At 72.7% G+C, this 20,068-nt stretch carries 13 protein-coding genes, 2 pseudogenes and 1 riboswitch; of the genes and pseudogenes, 4 read left to right on the plus strand and 11 right to left on the minus strand.

What is annotated here, in order from left to right:
* A pseudogene (locus ACFXOZ_RS08850) lies at positions 1-92 on the plus strand (ABC transporter ATP-binding protein); the annotation flags it as partial.
* A 44-nt stretch (positions 93-136) separates the two neighbouring features.
* Entirely contained in the window at positions 137-2,692 is a 2,556-nt protein-coding gene (locus ACFXOZ_RS08855) for an ABC transporter permease (RefSeq protein ID WP_380588698.1), read from the plus strand.
* 238 nt (positions 2,693-2,930) lie between these two features.
* Here the strand turns inward: ACFXOZ_RS08855 and ACFXOZ_RS08860 are convergent, their stop codons facing one another.
* From ACFXOZ_RS08860 to ACFXOZ_RS08890, 7 genes and pseudogenes are all read right to left on the minus strand, one after another.
* Positions 2,931-4,298, minus strand: coding sequence for an NAD(P)/FAD-dependent oxidoreductase (locus ACFXOZ_RS08860; protein WP_350509113.1), 1,368 nt, complete (start codon positions 4,296-4,298; stop codon positions 2,931-2,933).
* Positions 4,299-4,726: 428 nt separating this feature from the next.
* The gene (locus ACFXOZ_RS08865) at positions 4,727-5,668 is read right to left on the minus strand and encodes an exopolyphosphatase (RefSeq protein WP_380397637.1); all 942 of its coding nucleotides are present in this window, start codon (positions 5,666-5,668) and stop codon (positions 4,727-4,729) included.
* A gap of 149 nt (positions 5,669-5,817) precedes the next feature.
* Positions 5,818-6,354 (minus strand): annotated as a pseudogene (locus ACFXOZ_RS08870) (DUF501 domain-containing protein); the annotation flags it as partial.
* Positions 6,326-6,808, minus strand: a complete 483-nt coding sequence (locus ACFXOZ_RS08875; protein ID WP_375884516.1) for a septum formation initiator family protein — start codon at positions 6,806-6,808, stop codon at positions 6,326-6,328. The gene ACFXOZ_RS08875 and the pseudogene ACFXOZ_RS08870, both read right to left, overlap by 29 nt.
* 163 nt (positions 6,809-6,971) lie before the next feature.
* Positions 6,972-8,258 carry a phosphopyruvate hydratase gene (gene eno / locus ACFXOZ_RS08880; protein WP_375884514.1) on the minus strand — a complete coding sequence of 429 codons (1,287 nt, stop codon included), beginning with the start codon at positions 8,256-8,258 and terminating at the stop codon, positions 6,972-6,974.
* Positions 8,259-8,538: 280 nt separating this feature from the next.
* Positions 8,539-9,321 carry a transglycosylase family protein gene (locus ACFXOZ_RS08885; protein ID WP_380588701.1) on the minus strand — a complete coding sequence of 261 codons (783 nt, stop codon included), beginning with the start codon at positions 9,319-9,321 and terminating at the stop codon, positions 8,539-8,541.
* 1 nt (position 9,322) lies between these two features.
* Positions 9,323-9,493, minus strand: a riboswitch (cyclic di-AMP (ydaO/yuaA leader).
* Positions 9,494-9,702: 209 nt separating this feature from the next.
* Positions 9,703-11,004: a cytochrome P450 gene (locus ACFXOZ_RS08890; RefSeq protein WP_375884508.1), complete on the minus strand. Its 1,302-nt coding sequence runs from the start codon at positions 11,002-11,004 to the stop codon at positions 9,703-9,705.
* A gap of 302 nt (positions 11,005-11,306) precedes the next feature.
* Here ACFXOZ_RS08890 and ACFXOZ_RS08895 point away from each other — a divergent pair, with 302 nt between their 5' ends.
* Entirely contained in the window at positions 11,307-11,732 is a 426-nt protein-coding gene (locus ACFXOZ_RS08895) for an SDR family NAD(P)-dependent oxidoreductase (protein ID WP_375884505.1), read from the plus strand.
* A gap of 19 nt (positions 11,733-11,751) precedes the next feature.
* Here the strand turns inward: ACFXOZ_RS08895 and ACFXOZ_RS08900 are convergent, their stop codons facing one another.
* The 3 genes from ACFXOZ_RS08900 to ACFXOZ_RS08910 all read right to left on the minus strand — a co-directional run bounded on the left by ACFXOZ_RS08900 (position 11,752) and on the right by ACFXOZ_RS08910 (position 17,504).
* The gene (locus ACFXOZ_RS08900) at positions 11,752-12,789 is read right to left on the minus strand and encodes a MazG family protein (RefSeq protein ID WP_375884502.1); all 1,038 of its coding nucleotides are present in this window, start codon (positions 12,787-12,789) and stop codon (positions 11,752-11,754) included.
* Positions 12,790-12,925: 136 nt separating this feature from the next.
* Entirely contained in the window at positions 12,926-16,555 is a 3,630-nt protein-coding gene (gene mfd / locus ACFXOZ_RS08905; protein WP_375884500.1) for a transcription-repair coupling factor, read from the minus strand.
* Between the two features lie 556 nt (positions 16,556-17,111).
* Positions 17,112-17,504, minus strand: coding sequence for a beta/gamma crystallin domain-containing protein (locus ACFXOZ_RS08910; protein ID WP_380531560.1), 393 nt, complete (start codon positions 17,502-17,504; stop codon positions 17,112-17,114).
* 353 nt (positions 17,505-17,857) lie between these two features.
* Between ACFXOZ_RS08910 and ACFXOZ_RS08915 the strand changes: the two genes are divergently transcribed.
* On the plus strand, positions 17,858-18,574 hold the full coding sequence (locus ACFXOZ_RS08915) for a hypothetical protein (protein ID WP_380588704.1): 717 nt from the start codon (positions 17,858-17,860) through the stop codon (positions 18,572-18,574).
* A 3-nt stretch (positions 18,575-18,577) separates the two neighbouring features.
* Here the strand turns inward: ACFXOZ_RS08915 and ACFXOZ_RS08920 are convergent, their stop codons facing one another.
* Positions 18,578-20,065: a hypothetical protein gene (locus tag ACFXOZ_RS08920; RefSeq protein WP_380588707.1), complete on the minus strand. Its 1,488-nt coding sequence runs from the start codon at positions 20,063-20,065 to the stop codon at positions 18,578-18,580.
* Positions 20,066-20,068: the final 3 nt, after the last annotated feature.

The raw sequence follows: 20,068 nt of genomic DNA on the forward strand, positions 1-20,068 counted from the left end.
ACGGCAAGATCGTCGACGAACTCCACAACCCCACCGCCGACACCGTCCTGGACCGCATGCGCCGCTTCGACGCCAAGGGCCGCACCAGCTGAGCCAGCGAGCCGACCGAAGCCCTCGAACCTCCCCAGGACACCTCATGTATCGCACCGCACTGCGCAATGTGCTGGCCCACAAGGGCCGACTGCTGATGACGGCGCTGGCCGTCATGCTCGGCACCGCCTTCGTCGCCGGCACCATGGTCTTCTCCGACACCTTCGGCAAGGCCCTGCGGGACAGCAACTCCAAGAGCTACTCGGACGTCGCCGTCCAGGTCGTGGACCGCGCGGCCGGCTCCGGCGCCTCGGCCAAGCAGAAGAGCGAGGCCGGCGCCGGCCTCACCGACGACACCGTCCAGCAGTTGGCCGGACTGCCCGGCACGGCGAGCGCGCGCGGCGTGGCCGGCGGCTTCACCGGGGTCGCCGACAAGAAGGGCAACCTGATCGGCCAGGTCTGGTCGGCCAAGGGCGCCAACTTCGCCCCGGGCCAGGACGGCCGGGACCCGCGCTACCCGATGACCGAGGGTCAGGGGCCGAAGAACGCCAAGGAGGTCGCCCTCGACCGCAGGACCGCCGACAAGGCGGGCTACAAGGTCGGCGACACCGTCCGGGTGGCCGCCAACGGTCCGGTGATCGAGGCGAAGCTCACCGGTGTCTTCACCACCGACGACCCGGTGGTCAACACCGGCGGCACCCTCACCCTGTTCGACCGGGCCACCGCCCAGCAGACGCTGCTGGAGCCGGGCCGCTACAGCAGCGTCGTGCTCACCGCCAAGCCCGGCACCTCCCAGGACGCGCTGCTCGCCCAGGTCGAGTCGAAGCTCCCGGCCGCCCAGCACTTCGACGTCGAGACGGGCGCCAAGCTGCAGGCGGACGAGCAGGCGCAGATCACCAAGGGCACCGACAGCATGCGCACCATGCTGCTGGTCTTCGCCTTCATCTCGCTCTTCGTCGGCATCTTCATCATCGCCAACACCTTCACCATGCTGGTCGCCCAGCGCACCAAGGAGCTCGCGCTGCTGCGGGCGATCGGCGCGAGCCGCAAGCAGGTGACCCGCTCGGTGCTGATCGAGGCGCTGCTGATCGGCACCGTCTCGGCGGCGGCCGGCCTGCTGGCCGGGGTCGGGATCGGCGCCGGGATGCAGTCGCTGATCGGCTCGCTGGACGAGAACATGCCGAGCGGCGCGCTGGTGATCAAGCCGATGACCGTCGTGGTGACCCTCGTGGTGGGCGTCCTGGTGACGGTCCTGTCCGCCCTGCTGCCGGCCGTGCGGGCCGCCCGGATCGCGCCGGTGGCGGCGATGAGCAGCGGCGACCAGCCGACCAGTCAGAAGAGCCTGGTGGTCCGCAACAGCATCGGTTCGGTGCTCGCCGGCGGCGGCCTGGCGCTGATCGCCTACGGCGCCTCCACCGGCAACGACAGCGGCCGGATGCCGGTCGGCGCGGGTGCCTTCCTGGCCCTGATCGGCGTGTTCGTGCTGCTTCCGCTGCTCTCGCGCCCGGTGGTCGCCCTGGTCGGCCCGCTGCTGCGGGGGCTGGGCGGCACTCCCGGCAAGCTCGCCCAGCAGAACGCGGTGCGCAACCCGCGCCGCACCGCGGCCACCGCCGCCGCGCTCACCATCGGACTGACCCTGGTCACCGGTCTGACCGTGATCGGCACCTCGGTCGGGGACACCATCGACCGGGCCGTCACCAAGTCGATGAAGGCCGACTACCTCGTCTCGGCCGCCAACCGGATGGGCCTCTCCGAGCAGGTGCCCGCCCAGATCGCCAAGGCCCCCGGGGTCGCCGCCTCCTCGCCGATGACCTCCACCGACTGGAAGCTCAACGGCACCTACAAGGAGATCACCGGCCTCGACCCGGCCGTCCTGGAGCAGGTCGTCGACATCAAGCTGAGCAGCGGTTCCACCGCCGGCCTCGGCCAGGGCCGGCTGCTGGTGGACCAGGACGTCGCCACCACGTTCAACGTCACCACCGGCTCGACGATGGCGGTCTCCTACCCGGACGGCTCCACCGGTCAGCTCACCGTCGGCGGCGTGTACGAGAAGGGCGGCATGCTCGGCCCGGTCCTGCTGGCCAACAGCGAGATCGCCAAGCACGAGCCGAAGCCGTACGTCCCCCAGGTCCTGGTCAAGGGCAAGGACGGCGCCACCGCCGGGCTCAAGCAGTCGATCAAGGACGCCACGGGCGCCAACCCGGTGATCGAGGTCAAGTCCAAGCAGGACGTCCGGGACCAGTTCAGCCAGGTCATCACCTTCGCGCTGAACCTGATGTACGGCCTGCTGGGCATGGCGGTCCTGATCGCCGTCCTGGGCGTGATCAACACGCTGGCCATGTCGGTCTTCGAGCGCAAGCGCGAGATCGGGATGCTGCGGGCGATCGGCCTGGACCGGAGCGGCATCAAGCGGATGGTCCGGCTGGAGTCGGTGGTGATCTCGCTCTTCGGCGCCGGGATCGGCCTGCTGCTCGGCTGCTTCATCGCCTGGGCGATCAACGGGACTCTCAAGTCCAGCCTGAGCGGGCTGACCACCGTCCTGCCGTACGGCCAGCTGGCGCTCTTCCTGGGCCTGGCCGGGCTGGTCGGCCTGGTGGCCGCGATCTGGCCGGCCCGCCGGGCCGCCAAGCTGGACATCCTGTCGAGCATCAAGACCGACTGACGCCCCGTCGGCCGGCTCCGCCCGCCCCCGGTCGCACCCGCGGCCGGGGGCGGGCGCACGCACCGCGGGGGAACGGCAGGAGCCCCTGCCGGAGGGTTCTCGGCAGGGGCTCCACTACTGCTGTACTCCGCCCGGTCGCACGGCCGGCTGAGCACCACGGAGGTCGTGGTCCGGCGACACTGCCGGGCGGAGGGCCTCCGACTCATACCCCGGCGCTCCCACACCGGGGTCCAGTCGCTTACTTGCTGGCGAGCTCCTTGTCGGCGGCCGGCTTGGCGGCCTCGACGGGCTTGGTGGGCGGCGTGACCTCCTGGATCGGAAGCTGCGGCTTCTCCATCTGGGAGAGGCCGACCGCCTCGCGCTTGAGGAACATCGCGAGGGTCCAGTCGGTGAAGACGCGGACCTTGCGGTTGAAGGTCGGGACCATCGCGCCGTGGTACAGGCGGTGGAACCACCAGGCCGGACGGCCCTTCAGCTTGTACTTGCCGAAGAGGATCGCCACGCCCTTGTGCAGGCCGAGACCGGCGACCGCACCCAGGTTCTTGTGCTTGTACTCCTTCTGCGGGAAGCCCCGCATGCCGGAGATCACGTTGTCACCGAGGACGACGGCCTGGCGGCAGGCGTGCTGGGCGTTCGGCGGGCACCAGGCGCCCTCGCCGGCGGCGAGGTCCGGGACCTGGGCGTTGTCGCCGGCGGACCAGACGTAGTCGAAGCCCTGGACCTGGAGGGTCGGCGCGGTGTCGACGTGGCCGCGCGGGCCCAGCGGCAGGCCGAAGTTGGCCAGCACCGGGTTCGGCTTCACGCCGGCCGTCCACACGATGGTGGCGGCGTCCATCTCCATGCCGTTCTTCAGCACGACGTGGCCGTCGACGCAGGAGTCCATCGAGGTCTCGATGTAGACCTCGATGTCGCGCTCCTCGAGCTTCTCCTTGGTCCACAGACCGAGGTCCGGGCCCATCTCGGGGAGGATGCGGTTGGCCGCCTCGACGACGACGAAGCGCATGTCGTCGCGGCTGACGGTCTTGTACAGCTTGGCCGCGTCGCGGGCCATGTCCTCGACCTCGGCGACCGTCTCGATGCCGGCGAAGCCGCCGCCGATGACGACGAAGGTCAGGGCCTTGCGGCGGACCTCCTCGTCCGAGGTGGACTCGGCCTTGTCGAGCTGGGCCATGACGTGGTTGCGGAGGCCGATGGCCTCCTCGACCGTCTTCATGCCGATGCCGTTCTCCGCCAGACCCGGGATCGGGAAGGTGCGGGAGACCGAGCCGGTCGCGACGACCAGGTACTCGAAGGGCAGCTCGTAGCTGTCGCCGGCCGCCGGCTGGATGGTCGCGACCTTGCGGGCGTGGTCGATGCCGGTGACGGACCCGGTCAGCACCTCCGCCTGCTTGAGGGTCTTGCGCAGCGGCGCGACGAGGTTGCGGGGCGCGACGTTGCCGCCGGCCGCCTCGGGGAGGAAGGGCAGGTACGTCATGTACGACCGCGGGTCGACGACCGTGACGGTCGCTTCGCCGTAGCGCATCTTCTTGAGGATGCGCATCGCGGCATACAGGCCGACGTAACCACCGCCGACAATGAGGATGCGAGGACGCTCCGTGGTGCTCATATCCGAAAGTATCCAGCACCGTCCGGAGCAGCCTTCGTGAGCCCGGTCACAAACTCATGGACACCCCGTGCTACACTGCGCGCCCGCAAAAACCGGCCCGGCGCACCGGCTCACGGGCCCCGGGGGCCCCTCGTGAACGTGCGCCGGAGCACTACCCGGCTGAGCAGCAACGATCCGTACAGCGCCCGGGTTCCCGCTCGTGATTTCGATTTTCAAACCCTGAACGAGGCCTGACCTGCGATCCAAGGGGCCGTACGACCGAAGGGCCTTCGGTCTCACAATTCGGGCGTAGCGGGCCACGGGGTGCGACGAAAGACTGGATCGCCATGTGAAGAAATTCACGAAGGTTCTCGCACGCACCCGGGCGCGCCCCGGCCCCGGCACCCCGAAAGGGGCGCCGGGGCCGGTGGAGTAAGGCCTGCGGACGGTCAGGAGGCCGTACTCCAGGCGATGCCGTCCAGGATGTCGTGCTCGCTCACGACCACCTCGGCGGCGCCGGTGCGGTCCATGATCTCCAGCAGTTCCAGCGCGCCCGCCGCGATCACGTCCACCCGGCCCGGGTGCATCGACGGGATGGCCGCGCGCTCGGCATGGGTGGCGGCCAGCAGCTCGCGGGCGATCTCGGCGACCCGCTCGCGGCTGATCCGGGAGTGGTGGATCCGCTCCGACTGGTAGGCGGGCAGGTCCTGGGCGATCGCGGACACCGTGGTGACCGTCCCGGCCAGGCCCACCAGGGTGGCCGCACCGGTCAGCGGGACGACCTCCTCGGCCTTGTCCAGCTCGGCCCGCACGTGCGCCCGGGCCTGCGCGATCTGCTCCGGCGAGGGCAGTTCCGCGCCGTCGAAGTGCCGCTCGGTCAGCCGCACGCAGCCGATGTCCACCGAGCGCGCCGCCTGGACCTGCGCCCCGCCGAGCACGAACTCGGTGGAGCCGCCGCCCAGGTCGAAGACCAGGTAGGGGGCGGGGAAGGGCCCGCCGGCCAGCTCCTTGGTGGCGCCGACGAAGGACAGGTGCGCCTCCTCCTCGCCGCTCACCACCTCCGGCTCGACGCCCAGGATGTCGCGCACGCCCTTGACGTACTCGTCGCTGTTCTCGGCGTCCCGGGAAGCGCTGGTGGCGACGAAGCGGGTGCGCTCCGGGCCGACGCCGAAGCCCGCGATGACCTCCCGGTACTCGCGGCAGGCGGCGAAGGTGCGCTCCAGCGCGTCCGGGTGCAGCCGGCCGGTGCGGTCCACGCCCTGGCCCAGCCGGTTGATGATCATGCGGCGGTCGAGGTCGGTGATCTCGCCGGTCTCCGGGTCCAGGTCGGCGACCAGCAGCCGGATCGAGTTGGTGCCGCAGTCGATCGCGGCCACACGGGTCGTGCTCACTCGGACTCCTGCTCCGCCGTCGCGTCCTGCCCCGCCGTGCCGTCCTCGGCGGCGCGCTTCTTCGCGGCCCGCTCGGCGGTCTTCTGCTGCTTGGCCGCGATCACGGCCTCGTGGTCCTGGTCCTTGGCGCGGTTGCGCAGCACCCGGTCACCGGCCGCCTCGACCTCCGCCGGGGAGACGCACGGGCCCTTGGCCCACCAGTCCTCCAGCATGCCGATCGCCTCGTCACCGAGCGGGTTGACGCCCTCTCCGGCCGCCAGCGAGTGGCCGACCAGCACGTGCAGGCACTTCACCCGGTCCGGCATGCCGCCGGCGCTCGGGAAGCCCTCCAGCACCTCGATCGCGTCGCGCCGGGCGATGTAGTCCTCGTGCGCCTTCTGGTAGGCGGCGGCCAGCTCCGGGTCCTCGGCGAGCCGGGCCGTCTGGTCCTTCATCACGCCCTCCGCCTCCAGGGTGCCGATCAGCGAGGCGGCCTTGGGGCAGGTCAGGTAGTACAGCGTCGGGAACGGCGTGCCGTCCGGCAGCCGGGGGGCCGTCTCCACGACGTCGGGGTTGCCGCAGGGGCAGCGGTGCGCCACACCGCGCAGGCCGCGCGGCACCCGGCCGAGCTGGGCGGCGATGGCCGCGACGTCGGCGTCGGAGACGGCGGGGTGGTTCTCAGTGGTCATGGGGGGTGGGGTCTCCAACGGAGGACGGGGGGAGCGGACGGGGTGCGGCGGGGGCCAGCGCGACGGTGTCGGCGGCGTCCACCGAGTCCCAGATGCTGGTGTACCAGGGCTTGTCGGCCTTCGCCGGGCCGGCGGCCGCGTCGGCGGCGGCGGTGGCCGAACCGGCCGGCGCGGAGGGCCGGGCGGCCGGCCCGGCCGGGTCCACCGCGATGTACGGGGTCTCCCCCGGCACCGCGTAGTGCAGCCGGGCGCGGGCCTGCGCCTTGACGTACTCCGGGTCCTGCCAGCGCGCCTTGTCCCGGCGCAGCTGGTCGACCTGCTGGCGCGCGTGGTCGGCCTTCGCCCGCTGGGCGGAGATCTCGGCGCGCTGGGAGATGAACTGCCGCGTGGGGTAGGCCAGGATCGCCACCAGCGAGCAGAGCACCAGGACGAGGACGGTCGCCCGGCTCGTGAACCGAGGCCGGGCCGCCAAGCCCGGGATCCTCCAGCCAGCCATCTCCCGTATCCCCTCCTGGTCGCGACGGTGCCCCGCCGTCCACCCTACGGGGTGAGCGGCGGGGCACCGGTCAGGCGTGCGCTACCGGGGGCCGCGGGCCCCCGGGATCAGGGCCGGACGCCGCCCGGCCCGGGCGCGCTCAGCCCTCGTGCTTGAACCGCGGGAAGGCGCCGCGGCCGGCGTACTCGGCGGCGTCGTCGAGGATCTCCTCGATGCGCAGCAGCTGGTTGTACTTGGCGACGCGCTCGGAGCGGGCCGGGGCACCGGTCTTGATCTGGCCGCAGTTGGTGGCGACGGCCAGGTCGGCGATGGTGACGTCCTCGGTCTCGCCGGAGCGGTGCGACATCATGCAGCGGTAGCCGTTGCGCTGGGCCAGCTCGACGGCGTCCAGGGTCTCGGTCAGCGAGCCGATCTGGTTCACCTTCACCAGCAGCGCGTTGGCGGTGCCGGTCTCGATGCCCTTGGCCAGGCGGGCCGGGTTGGTGACGAACAGGTCGTCGCCGACCAGCTGGACCTTGTCGCCCAGCTTGACGGTCATGGCCTTCCAGCCGTCCCAGTCCGACTCGTCCAGCGGGTCCTCGATGGAGACCAGCGGGTAGGAGGCGACCAGCTCGGCGTAGTACTCGATGAGCTCGGCGGCCGACAGGGCCTTGCCCTCGAACTGGTAGGCGCCGTCCTGGAAGAACTCGGAGGCGGCGACGTCCAGGGCCAGCGCGATGTCGCGGCCGGGCACGTAGCCGGCCTTCTGGATGGCCTCGGTGATGAGGTCCAGGGCCTCGCGGTTGCTGTCCAGGTTCGGCGCGAAGCCGCCCTCGTCGCCGAGGCCGGTGGACAGGCCGCGCTCCTTCAGCACGCCCTTGAGGGTGTGGTAGACCTCGACGCCCCAGCGGACGGCCTCGGAGAAGGACTCCGCGCCGATCGGAGCGATCATGAACTCCTGGATGTCGACGTTGGAGTCCGCGTGCGAGCCGCCGTTGAGGATGTTCATCATCGGGACCGGCAGGACGTGGGCGTTCGGGCCGCCCAGGTAGCGGAACAGCGGCAGGTCGCTGGCCTCGGAGGCGGCGTGCGCGACGGCCAGCGAGACGCCCAGGATGGCGTTGGCGCCGAGCGAGGACTTGTCCGGGGTGGCGTCCAGGTCGAGCATGGCCTGGTCGATCAGGCGCTGCTCGGTGGCGTCGTAGCCGACCAGCTCCGGGCCGATCTGCTCGATGACGGCCAGGACGGCCTTCTCCACGCCCTTGCCGAAGTAGCGGTTCTTGTCGCCGTCGCGCAGTTCGAGCGCCTCGAAGGCGCCGGTCGAGGCACCCGACGGAACAGCGGCACGACCCGTGCTGCCGTCGTCGAGGCCGACCTCGACCTCGACCGTGGGGTTGCCGCGGGAGTCGAGGATTTCACGGGCTACGACGACATCGATGGACGGCACGAAGCATCTCCTTGCGGAAGCAGGGTCCGGCTGCGGGTGGTGCTGTCGGCCGGACGATTGCGGAGTCGTTACGACCAGAGCCTAACCGCCCGGGCTCCCGGGGCCACCTCGGCCCGGGCTGCGTCTCACCGTGTGGCCCGGCTACCCACCGGTAGTTCACCTGCTCGTCCCGGTGCGTCCCACCGGGGCGTCCATCGGGGCGGGCGAACGCGGACGTAGGGGGCCGCCGGGCGCGGCCCCCTACGTGTCCAGCGTGTCGTTCTCCGTGGAACGGTCCGGCTCAGCCCAGGTGCAGGACCTGGCCGGGCACGATCATGTCCGGGTTGCCGCCGACCGTGGTGCGGTTGCCGTCGTAGAGCGCCTGCCAGCCGCCGGACACGCCCTGGGCGGTGGCGATGCCCGACAGGGTGTCACCGTCCCGGACGGTGTAGTCGTGGCCGGTCGTGGCGGCCGGGGCCTGCGCGGCCCGCGGGGCGGCGTGCTTGGGGGCGTACTGCTGCGCCGACGGGGCGGCGGGCTGCTCGGCCTGCTTCGGCGCGGCGTGCTTCGGCGCGTACTGCTGGACCGGCTTCGGCTGGGCGGGCTTGGCGGCGGCCTTGGGGGCCTGCTGCTTGGGTGCCTGCTTCTGGGCCTGCTGCTTCTGCGGCTTGGCGTCCGAGGAGGTGTCCACCTGGGCCGGGGCGCCGCCCTTGCTCAGGCCCGCCTTCTGGGAGCAGACCGGCCAGGCGCCGGGGCCCTGCGAGGCGAGGACCTTCTCGGCGACGGCGATCTGCTGCCCCTTGCTGGCCTGGTTGGCCTGCGCCGCGTACGCGGTGCCGCCGTACGCCTTCCAGGTGCTGGGGGTGAACTGGAGGCCGCCGGAGAAGCCGTTGCCGGTGTTGATGCTCCAGTTGCCGCCGCTCTCGCACTGGGCGACGGAGTCCCAGACGGAGGCCGGGGCGGCGGAGGCGCCGGTGGCGGAGAGGAGCGGCAGTGCGAGTCCGACGCCGGCCACACCGGCGACGGCGATGGCCTTCTCGGCCTGGGTGCGACGGCGATGACGGCCGGTTCCAACGAACAGCATGAAGGTCCCTCTCCGCACGCCTGCGAGGTGAGCTGTCGGGTTCGGACCGGGAGGTGGCCCGGCCGCCGTCTGCGGAATCGATTCCGCGCGGGCGGCTTCACCCCGAGCCGTGGAGGAACGGCAACAAACCTGGTTCCCCCGCCCCTGCCCAGGGTTCTGGTCGGTTTCCCGTGACGCGGCGGGCAGGATTCGGCGTCCGCGCACGAGGTCCGCAGCTGCGAACTCCACGGAGACTAGACAGATCCTCAGACGAATCACAAGCTCATATCACCGACATCACACAAGAATTACGGCCCGTGTTCGATCGCCTACCAACGGCGGGGCTTTGTCCGGTTTGATGAGCGTTCATACCACCGCCGGTGGCCGGTTCCGGATGCTTCGTCAGCGTGTCGTGGCCTCAGGACGACTGTGCGGCGACCGGGGCTCCGGACTGAATTCGACCGGAAGTTCGCGCAATCCACGCATGATCAGGCCACCCCGCCAGCGCAGATTCTCCGGGCTTTCGGCCAGCCGCAGATCCGGCAGCCGGGAAAGCAGCGTGGCCAGCGCGGACCGCCCCTCCAGCCGGGCCAGCGGGGCTCCGATGCAGTAGTGGATGCCGTGCCCGAACCCCAGGTGCGGGTTGTCGCTCCGGGCCAGGTCGAGGGTGTTCTCGTCGGAGAACCTGGCCGGATCGCGGTCCGCCGCCGCCAGCACCACCAGCACCGGGTCCCCGACCGGGATCTCCACCCCGCCGATGGTCAGCGGAGCGGTCGCGAACCGCCAGGTCGCCAACTCCACCGGCCCGTCGTAGCGCAGGAGTTCCTCGATCCCGGTCTCCAGCAGCGCGGTCTCGCCGCGGGCCACCGACTCCTGCAGCAGGGCCCGCTGCCCGGGATTGCGCAGCAGCGCGTACGTCCCGTTGCCGATCAGGTTCACCGTCGTCTCGAACCCGGCGAAGAGGAGGATGAAGGCCATCGCGGCGGCCTCGTTCTCGGTCAGGTGCTCGCCGTGGTCGCTCGCCCGGATCAGGCCGGAGATCAGGTCGTCCCCGAGGTCCGCCCGCTTGCGGTGGATCAGCTCCAGCAGGTACGCCCGCATCCGCTTCACCGCCCGCCCCACGCCGCCGCGTTGGCCGCCCCCGTGCCGGATCATCATTCCGGCCCAGTCCCGGAAGTCGTCCTGGTCCTCGGAGGGAACGCCGAGCATGTCGCAGATCGCGTAGATGGGGAGCGGGAACGCGAACTCGTGGATCAGGTCCGCCGAACCGCGCTGCGCGAAGCCGTCGATCAGCCGGTCGGTGAGCTGCTGCACCCGCGGCTCGAACTCCGCCACCCGGCGCGGCGTGAACGCCTTCGACACCAGGCGGCGCAGCCGGGTGTGGTCCGGCGGGTCGATGTTCAGCAGGTGGGTCATCAGGTCCGCCTGCCGCTCCCCCGGGATGCCCACCCGGCCGGTGCGGTGCGCCTGCCCGCTGTGGTGCGCCGGGTTCTTCGAGAGCCGGCCGTCCGCGAGCGCCTGCCGGGCGTCCGCGTAGCGCGTCACCAGCCAGGCCTCCACCCCGCTCGGCAGCGTGGTGCGGTGCACCGGGGCGTGCTCGCGCAGCCAGGCGTAGGCGGGGTACGGGTCTGCGGCGAACTCCCAGGTGAAGAGCTGCGGGTCGGGCTGGGCGGCGGGCTGGGCGCCCTCGGGCTGAGCTGGCATGGGTCGACCGTAACCGCTGGACCGGAGGGGCCCGGACCACCGGCGCACGCGCCCCCGCGGCCGGCCGGAGGCCACCGCCGCGCGAACCGTCCGTGACCGGCGCGCGAGCGGAACGCCGACACTCCGTGGACGGCCCGTGGACGGTGCGTGGACGGGCCTTGGCCAGCTCTTGGCCGGGCGGCAGGCGTGAGCCTGGTCACCTGAGGGGTAATCCCTGTTGCGGAGGGTCAGGACCTGCCTACGATCCTCCGAAGTACGCGCGGGCGCCGGTGCGGTGTCGCCCGCAGGGAGGAGCTGGACCAATGACGGTCAGCGGAGCAGTCGTCGTCATCGCGGTACTCGCGGGCGGTTCGGGGGCCGACCTCGCCCGCCGGTTCACCGCGGCCGGCACCGCCGGGATGCTGATCGCCGACACCCACGTCGGCATCGCCGAGGACCTCGCCTCCGAACTCGACCGGCCGGGCTGCCCCGTGGTCGGCGTCTCCGGCGACATCCGCCGGCCCAGCGACGTCGCCGCGCTGGTCGACACCGCCGAGAAGCACTTCGGTCCGATCGACCTCTTCTGCGTGGCGGGGCCGAGGGGCGAGCGGATCGTCTCCCTCGCCGACCTGCCCGCCCACCTCGACCTGGAGCGCCTCGCCGAACTGGTCGTCCTGATCGGCGAGGCGATCGGCGAGCTCGTCCCGCCGCAGCGGTGCGCCACCGAGCGCACGGCGACGGCGGCCTGAGCCGCCCCGCCACCGAGGTCTACTCCGGCCGGAGCCCCTCGGCCGCGCGCACCGCGTCCCGGTAGCCGCGCGCGGCCGAGCGCAGCGCCGCGTCCACGTCCACCCCGGCGTCGTGCGCCCGCTGCGCCACCGCCAGCAGCAGCCGGCCCGCCGACTCGGCGGTCAGCTCGCGCGGCAGCTCGTACGGCTCGTCCGGCACCCCCGCGAAGCCCGCCCGGCGCACCCGGGACACCAGCTTCGCCGCGTACGCCAGCGCCGGCAGCCCGGCCGGCACGCCGTCCAGGACGGACTCCCGGTCCGCCTTCTCGGCCGCCTTCAACTGCTCCCAGTTCGCCTCCGCCTCGTCGGCGCCCGCCACCTCGACGTCCCCGAACACGTGCGGGTGCCGGTACAGCAGCTTCTCGACCATGTCCCCGGCCACGTCGTCGATCGTGAACGGATCGGTCGGGTGCTCCTCCGCGACCCGGGCGTGGAAGAACACCTGGAACAGCACGTCGCCCAGCTCCTCGCGCAGCGCGTCCCGGTCCCCCTCCTCGATCGCCTCGACCAGCTCGTAGGCCTCCTCGACCAGGTACTTCACCAGGCTCTCGTGGGTCTGCTCGGCGTCCCACGGGCAGCCGCCCGGCGAGCGCAGCCGGTCCATCACCGAGGCGAGGTCCAGCAGCCGCGCCCCCGGCAGGTCGTACGAGCCGGGCAGCACCTCGATCTCCGGCACCTCCCCGGCGTGCTCCACCGCGAGCCGGGCCAGCGCGTCCGTCAGCCCCGGGTCCCCGTCCGGGCCGCCCAGCCACACCGTCGCCCCCGCCCCGGCCGGCTGCCCGGTCAGCAGCCGCGCCAGCGCCGGCGCCGACCCGGCCGGCGCCACCTCCACCGCCACCCCGGCCTGCCGCACCGCCGGCACCTGCGGGTGCCCCTCGTCCCCGACCAGCACCCGCCCGGCCGACCGCAGCGCCTCCCAGGCCGGCCACGCCAGCAGGCCGGGGGCCACCCGGTGGGTGGTGGTCAGCAGGATCAACTTCGCGCCCGGAGCGTCCGTCGGCACAGCATTCGTCGTCACCCCTCGAACCTACCCGCCGCGGGCACCCCGGGCCCGGCCGGTGGCCGGCGGCCGAACGGCGGCCCCGGGCCGGGCCCGGAACCGCCGTGAACCGCCGTGGACGGCCGCCGACCTGAACACCGCCGGCCGCCGGGGGCTACTTCTTCGTCCCCGCCAGGTCGTCGAACATGGCCGACAGGAACTCGGTGCACCAGCCGAGCAGTTCGCGCCCGACCAGCGGCTTGCCGCCGATCCGGCCGGTGCTCGGCCGGGGCACCAGGAGCTGCTGGGCCGCCGCCTTGACCTGGCTGCGCGGGTAGAGCCGGTTCAGCCGCAGCTGCTGGGACTCCCGCAGCTCCACCGGGCCGAAGCGGACGTTGGAGCCCTGGAGGGTGATGTCCGAGATCCCGCAGCGGCGGGCGTACAGCCGCAGGCCGGCGACCATCAGCAGGTTCTCGACCGGCTCGGGCAGCTTCCCGTAGCGGTCCGCCAGCTCGTCCCGGACCTGCTGGATGTCCGCCTCCGAGTTGACCGCCGCGATCGAGCGGTAGGCCTGCAGCCGCAGCCGCTCGCCGGGGGCGTAGTCGTGCGGCACGTGGGCGTCGACCGGCAGCTCGATCTTCACCTCCAGCGGCTCCTCCTCCGGCTCGCCGCCGTTCGCCAGCGACTCGCGGAACTCGGCCACCGCCTCGCCGACCATCCGCATGTAGAGGTCGAAGCCGACGCCCGCGATGTGCCCGGACTGCTCGCCGCCGAGCAGGTTGCCGGCGCCGCGGATCTCCAGGTCCTTCATGGCGACGTACATGCCGGCGCCCATCTCGGTGTGCTGGGCGATGGTGGCCAGCCGCTCGTGGGCCGTCTCGGTGAGCGGCTTCTCCGGCGGGTACAGCATGTACGCGTAGCCGCGTTCGCGCCCGCGCCCGACCCGGCCGCGCAGCTGGTGCAGCTGCGACAGGCCGAAGGTGTCGCCGCGCTCGACGATCAGGGTGTTGGCGTTGGAGATGTCGATGCCGGACTCCACGATCGTGGTCGACACCAGGACGTCGAACTCCTTCTCCCAGAAGTCGACGACGACCTTCTCCAGCTGGTTCTCCCCCATCTGCCCGTGCGCCGTGGCGATCCGCGCCTCGGGGACGAGGTCCTTGAGCCGGGCGGCCGCCTTGTCGATCGACTCGACCCGGTTGTGGATGTAGAACACCTGGCCCTCGCGCAGGAGTTCACGCCGGATCGCGGCCGAGATCTGCTTCTCGTCGTACGGCCCGACGAAGGTCAGCACCGGGTGCCGCTCCTCCGGCGGGGTGGTGATGGTGGACATCTCGCGGATGCCGGTGACGGCCATCTCCAGGGTGCGCGGGATCGGCGTCGCGGACATGGTGAGCACGTCCACGTTGGCGCGCAGCTTCTTCAACTGCTCCTTGTGCTCGACGCCGAAGCGCTGCTCCTCGTCGACGATGACCAGGCCGAGGTCCTTGAACCTGGTCTCCGAGGAGAACAGCCGGTGGGTGCCGATGACGACGTCCACCGAGCCCTCGAACAGCCCCTCCAGGACGGCCTTGGCCTCGCTGTCGGTCTGGAAGCGGGACAGCGCCTTCACGGTGACCGGGAAGTTGGCGTACCGCTCGGCGAAGGTGGAGAAGTGCTGCTGCACCAGCAGGGTGGTCGGGACCAGCACGGCGACCTGCTTGCCGTCCTGCACCGCCTTGAACGCGGCCCGCACCGCGATCTCGGTCTTGCCGTAGCCGACGTCGCCGCAGATCAGCCGGTCCATCGGGACGGACTTCTCCATGTCCGACTTGACCTCGGCGATGGTGGTCAGCTGGTCCGGCGTCTCCGCGTACGGGAAGGCGTCCTCCAGCTCGCGCTGCCACGGGGTGTCCGGGCCGAAGGTGTGGCCGGGGGCGGCCATCCGGGCCGAGTACAGCTTGATCAGGTCGGCGGCGATCTCCTTGACCGCCTTCTTGGCCCGCTGCTTGGTCTTGGCCCAGTCCGCTCCGCCGAGCCGGTGCAGCGTCGGGGCCTCGCCGCCGACGTACTTGGTGACCTGGTCGAGCTGGTCGGTCGGCACGAACAGCCGGTCGCCGGGGTGGCCGCGCTTGGCGGGGGCGTACTCCAGCACCAGGTACTCGCGGGTGGCGCCCTGGACGGTGCGCTGCACCATCTCGACGTACCGGCCGACGCCGTGCGCCTCGTGCACCACGTAGTCGCCGGCCGCCAGGGCCAGCGGGTCGATCGCGTTGCGGCGCCGGGACGGCATCCGGCGCATGTCCTTGGTGGAGGACTTCTGGCCGGACAGGTCGGTCTCGGTGATGACGGTGAGCTTGAGCCGCTCGTCCACGAAGCCGTGCTCGATGGAGCCGCAGGAGACGTACACGACGTCCCGGGTGGGCGCCTCGGCGAGGTCGGCGACCAGCCGGGCCGGGATGCCCTCGTTGCCGAGCACCTCGGCCAGCCGGGAGGCCGGGCCGTGGCCCTCGGTCACCATGACGACCCGCCAGTCGGCGGCCAGCCGCTCCTTGGCGTCGGCGATCGCCCGGGCGGTGTCGCCCCGGTAGGCCTCGACGGCGTGCATGCCGAGGGTCAGCGTGTTGACGTCGAACTCCAGGATGCCGTCGACCGTCGACTCGCTGGTCGCGAACGGGCTGACGGACCACCAGGGCAGGCCGATCTCGTCGGCGTGCTCGCGCACCTCGGCGAGCGAGCGCAGCGAGGCGGCGGAGACGTCGATGGCCTCCAGGTCGATCGGCCGGTCGCCGCCGGCGGCCGCCGCGACCCAGGAGGCCTGGAGGAACTCCTGGCTGGTGGCCACCAGGTCGGCCGCTCTGGTCCGGACCCGCTCCGGGTCGCAGACCACCGTGACCGAGCCGAGCGGCAGCACGTCGAGCAGCAGCTCCATGTCGTCCACCAGCACGGGTGCCAGCGACTCCATGCCCTCGACCGCGATGCCCTCCGCGATCCTGTCCAGGATCTCCGCCAACCCGGGCTGCTGGGCCGACAGTTCGGCGGCCCGGGCGCGCACCTGGTCGGTCAGCAGCAGCTCCCGGCAGGGCGGCGCCCACAGGCCGTGCTCGGCGATCTCCAGCGAGCGCTGGTCGGCGACCTTGAAGTAGCGGATCTCCTCGACCTCGTCGCCCCAGAACTCCACCCGCAGCGGGTGCTCCTCGGTCGGCGGGAAGACGTCCAGGATGCCGCCGCGGACGGCGAACTCACCGCGCTTCTCCACCAGTTCGACCCGCGCGTAGGCGGCCGCGGCGAGCCCGCGGGCGACCTCCTCCAGGTCGTGGGTCTCCCCGCGCCGGACGGCCACCGGCTCCAGCTCGGCCAGCCCCTTCACCTGCGGCTGGAGCACCGAGCGGACCGGGGCGACGATCACCTGCACCGGCCCGGCCGCCGGGTCGTCCGCCCGCGGGTGCGCGATCCGGCGCAGCACGGCCAGCCGGCGGCCGACGGTGTCCGAGCGGGGCGACAGCCGCTCGTGCGGCAGGGTCTCCCAGGCGGGGTACTCGGCGACCGCGTCGGCGGGCAGCAGCGAGCGCAGCGAGGCGGCCAGGTCCTCGGCCTCCCGCCCGGTCGCGGTGACGGCCAGCACCGGACGGCCCCGCTCACCGGCCGCCCGGCCGGCCAGCGCGCGGGCCAGCGCGGCGACGGCGAACGGCCGGGCCGCGGGCGGTCCGACCAGGTCCAGGTGCCGGCGGCCGCCGGCCGCGGCTCCGGTGGCGGTGGCCGCCTCGATCGCCTCGGCGAGCGCCGCGTCCCGCGCGACGACATCGAGCAGTCCGGTCAGACTCATCTGGGGTCTCTTCTTCGTGCCGTGGCTGGTGCTGCCTCCGGGCGGCGAACGGCCCACCGGGGCAACGCGAACGGCCCGGCACGCCGAGCGGCCGGGGGTCTCCAGCCTACGCCGCGGCACGGACGGGCACGCGGCGTAGGAGCCCGGCGGGGCCGCGCCGTCCGGGCGACCGGCCGCGCGGGGATGATCCGGCAGCCGCCGGGGCGTTCCTGACAGGGACACGACCGCAGGCGAACCACTGGACGGAACACCGGACCGACCGGTGGACGAACCGCTCGGACGCCGGCCCCGACCGGGCTCCGCCATCCGCCACGAACTGGACATACTCCTGTCACTGGCCGTCCATGGAGATCGCGCACCATGGTGAATGTGCCCGCCGCACCCAACCGTGGGGGATGGCTGTGGCGGCACTGTCGCACCCCCGATGGGGGTCGGAGGTGCGAGGCCGGGCGACCCTGGGTGGGGGCGCCCGCCCAAGCGCCGGGAACCGTGGCGCCCTTTCCTGGAGGGCGCCACGGGTCTCGGCCTCTTCGCGTTGCGCCCGCCTGCTCCGGCCCTACCAGCGGGACAGGTTGATGTCGTACATCATCACCTGGCGGCCCTGGTTGGCGTTGAAGTCGTAGCGCTCCCAGGTGAAGACGGTCCAGGAGCCGAGTCCGCCGCCCAGATAGGTGATGACCTTGTTGTTGCCCGCGTCGATCCGGTCGACGTTGTAGACCCGCAGGGACATCCAGCCGTCGTTCGCGAAGCAGAGCTGCCCGCTGTAGCCGTAGTTCCAGACCTTCGCGAAATCGTCCCGGTTCCCGCAGTCGACCCGTTCCACGGCCCGCGCCGCGGTCGTCGGCAGCAGGGTCGCGGCGGCGGCCGTGAGAACCGCCAGAACGCCGACGCGACGGGCCTTGCCCATTCCGTTCCGAACGGTGGAGCGGGGATCGGTGCGGCGAATCATGTAACCCCTCCCTCGACAACGGCTCCGTCGACAACGGCCGGGTTCCCGAGATTTGCACGGCGGGCCCGCACCGCACAGGTGTTTTCCGGCCAAGCCGGGATTCGCCCGGCGACCGGGGAACGTACCCGGACGACATGAGCTATGGTCCCAACACGCCTGCCGTGCTTGAGGATCGGAGCAGAAGCTTGGCACCTCCCGCCCGATTCGGACGATTCACCGCCGCCACGCTCGCGGCCACCCTTTCGGTATTGTCCACGGGCTGTTCGAGCGAATCCGGAAAGGCCTCCGCCGATTCCGCGCCGACCCCGCCGGTGCTCGGTTCCACGGCCGCTCCGGAATCCGGCCGGGGCGGATTGACCGGACTTCCGCTGTCCGCTTATCAGGCCGACGACCGGTCCGCGGTCAAGGAGATCCAGGCCCGGAACGCGCTGACCGTCTCGTGCATGCACCGGGCCGGCTTCGCCGGGTTCACCGGGGACGGGCTGCAGGCCGCCCAGCCGCCGGACAACGCGACCGCACTGCCGGCCGGCGCCTGGGGCTACCTCGGCGCGGAGGCCGCCGCCACCCTGGGCTTCCACCCGCCCCGGCGGACGGCCCCCCGGCCGGACCCCGCCCCGGCCGGTTCCGGCGAGGCCTACGACGGCGCCCGGGTGGACTGCGACCGGCAGACCGCCGAACGGATCGGCTCGCCGCCGGCGGCGGGCAGCCGACTGGTCGACCGGCTGTTCCAGGAGTCGACGACGGCCACCGCCCGGGACGCCCGGGTGGTGGCGGCCACCGGGCAGTGGACCGCCTGCATGACGGCCGCCGGCTTCCGGACCACCTCCCCCGAGGAGCTGGCGCACGGGTACTCGACCACGCCGGAGCCCACCCCGGCCGAGCTGGCCGCCGCCCGCGCCGACGCGGACTGCACCGCCCGCTCCGGCCTGGCCGGCCTCTGGTTCGCCGTGCTGGCCGGCTACCAGCGGCAGCTGATCGACCACAACGCACAGGCCCTGACCGCCCAGCAGGAGGCGGTCAGGGCCCAGGACGCGAAGCTCACCCGGCTGATCGCGGGCGAGGGCGGCTGAGGACTACTTGCGGCGGTAGGACACCGTGTTGGGGGGTGCGTAACCGGCGCCGTCGTCCACGATGATGATCTTCGGGATGACCCGGGTCTCCTCGGCGCCCGCGGCACCCACGGCGCCTGCCGCACCGTTCACGCCCTCCGCCGCGTCCACGTCGGCCACGGGCCCGGGCGGCGTCGCGGGCTTCGGCGGCACCGCGGCCGGGACGACCGGACCGGTCACCACCGGGTCGACGGCGCCCCCGGCCTCGGCTTCGACGGGCTTGGCGTCGACGGGCTTGGCGTCAGCGGTCCTGGCATCGGCGGTCCTGGCCGCCACGGCGCCGCCGACCACCGGCTGCCGCAGCAGCGCCGTCGCACCGGGCCGCGCACCGCTGGGCCGGGCACCTCCGGGAGCCTCGGCGGGGGCAGCCGCCGGGGCAGCGGCGGGAGCGTCGGCCGGTCCGTCGGCCGGGGTCGCGGCGCTGCGCAGGTCCGGCAGCGGGATCTCCCCGGTGTCCGCCTCCGAGTCGACCGGAGCCTTGTCCGCCACCGCGTCCACGACCGCGTCCGCCGGTCCGGCCGCGGCTGCCGCGGCGGCCCCGGCGGCGGCCGCGGCCAGCCGCTCGGGCTCGATCTGCCCGACCGCCGCGCCGGTGAGCGAGGCCAGCGTCGCCTTGATGTGGTCCAGGTGCTGCTGCACCGTCTCCAGCCGGGCGTCGAAGGCCTGCTGCTCGCGCTCGCTCTCCGCGTTGATCTTCTCGGCCTCCCGGCGGGCCTTCTCGACCAGCTGGTCAGCCTTGGCCTGGGCGTCGGCCTCCAGCTGCTTGATCCGGTTCAGCACCGTCTCCCGGTGCTGCTCGGCCTCCTTGACCCGGCGCTCGGCCGTCGCGGAGACCTCGGCGTCCTCGGCGTCGGCCTTGGCCTGGGCCTCGGCGAAGGTCTCGTCGGCCTTGCGGCGCCTGGCGGCCAGCTCGGCCTCGGCGTGCTCGCTGGCCTCGGCGGCGGCCACCCGGACCTTGGCGGCGTAGGCGGTGGCACCGTCCCGGGCGGCGCGGCTCTCCCGGTCGGCCTCGGCGCGGATGCCCTCGGCCTCGGCGCGGGTGCGCTCGTCGGTGCGGCGGGCGGCGGCGTCGGCCTCGGCGCGGGTGGTGGTGGCGTACTCCTTGGCGGCCTTGTCGGCCTCCTGGCCGGCCTCGTAGACCTCGTCCCGCAGGTCCTCGGCGAAGCGCTGGGCCTTCTCCTTGACGGCGCGGGCCTCGTTCCGGGCCATCTCGGCCAGGCCGGCGGCCTGCTCGCTGAGCACCTCGTAGTCCGGCTCCGGGGCCTCCTCGGCGGCCTGGCGGATGTCGTCGAGCCTGGTCTCCATCTGCCGGATCCCGGCTCCCAGGACGCTCAGCCGCTCCCAGGCCTCGTCACGTTGTGCGGTCAGGGCGACCAGCGCCCGGTCGACCTGCTCGGGCGCGTAGCCGCGCCGGGCCTGGGTGAAGCCGTACTGGGGGACGGCGTCGCTCATGGG

The organism is Kitasatospora sp. NPDC059160, assembly GCF_042755465.1.
Lineage (GTDB): Bacteria > Actinomycetota > Actinomycetes > Streptomycetales > Streptomycetaceae > Kitasatospora.

What these genes read in the sequence shown, in the direction of transcription:
- mfd (WP_375884500.1), bottom strand. Translation starts at nt 16,555, where the DNA reads ATGAGTCTGACCGGACTGCTCGATGTCGTCGCGCGGGACGCGGCGCTC.
- ACFXOZ_RS08855 (WP_380588698.1), top strand. Translation starts at nt 137, where the DNA reads ATGTATCGCACCGCACTGCGCAATGTGCTGGCCCACAAGGGCCGACTG.
- ACFXOZ_RS08920 (WP_380588707.1), bottom strand. Translation starts at nt 20,065, where the DNA reads ATGAGCGACGCCGTCCCCCAGTACGGCTTCACCCAGGCCCGGCGCGGC.
- ACFXOZ_RS08895 (WP_375884505.1), top strand. Translation starts at nt 11,307, where the DNA reads ATGACGGTCAGCGGAGCAGTCGTCGTCATCGCGGTACTCGCGGGCGGT.
- ACFXOZ_RS08885 (WP_380588701.1), bottom strand. Translation starts at nt 9,321, where the DNA reads ATGCTGTTCGTTGGAACCGGCCGTCATCGCCGTCGCACCCAGGCCGAG.
- ACFXOZ_RS08890 (WP_375884508.1), bottom strand. Translation starts at nt 11,004, where the DNA reads ATGCCAGCTCAGCCCGAGGGCGCCCAGCCCGCCGCCCAGCCCGACCCG.
- ACFXOZ_RS08860 (WP_350509113.1), bottom strand. Translation starts at nt 4,298, where the DNA reads ATGAGCACCACGGAGCGTCCTCGCATCCTCATTGTCGGCGGTGGTTAC.
- ACFXOZ_RS08910 (WP_380531560.1), bottom strand. Translation starts at nt 17,504, where the DNA reads ATGATTCGCCGCACCGATCCCCGCTCCACCGTTCGGAACGGAATGGGC.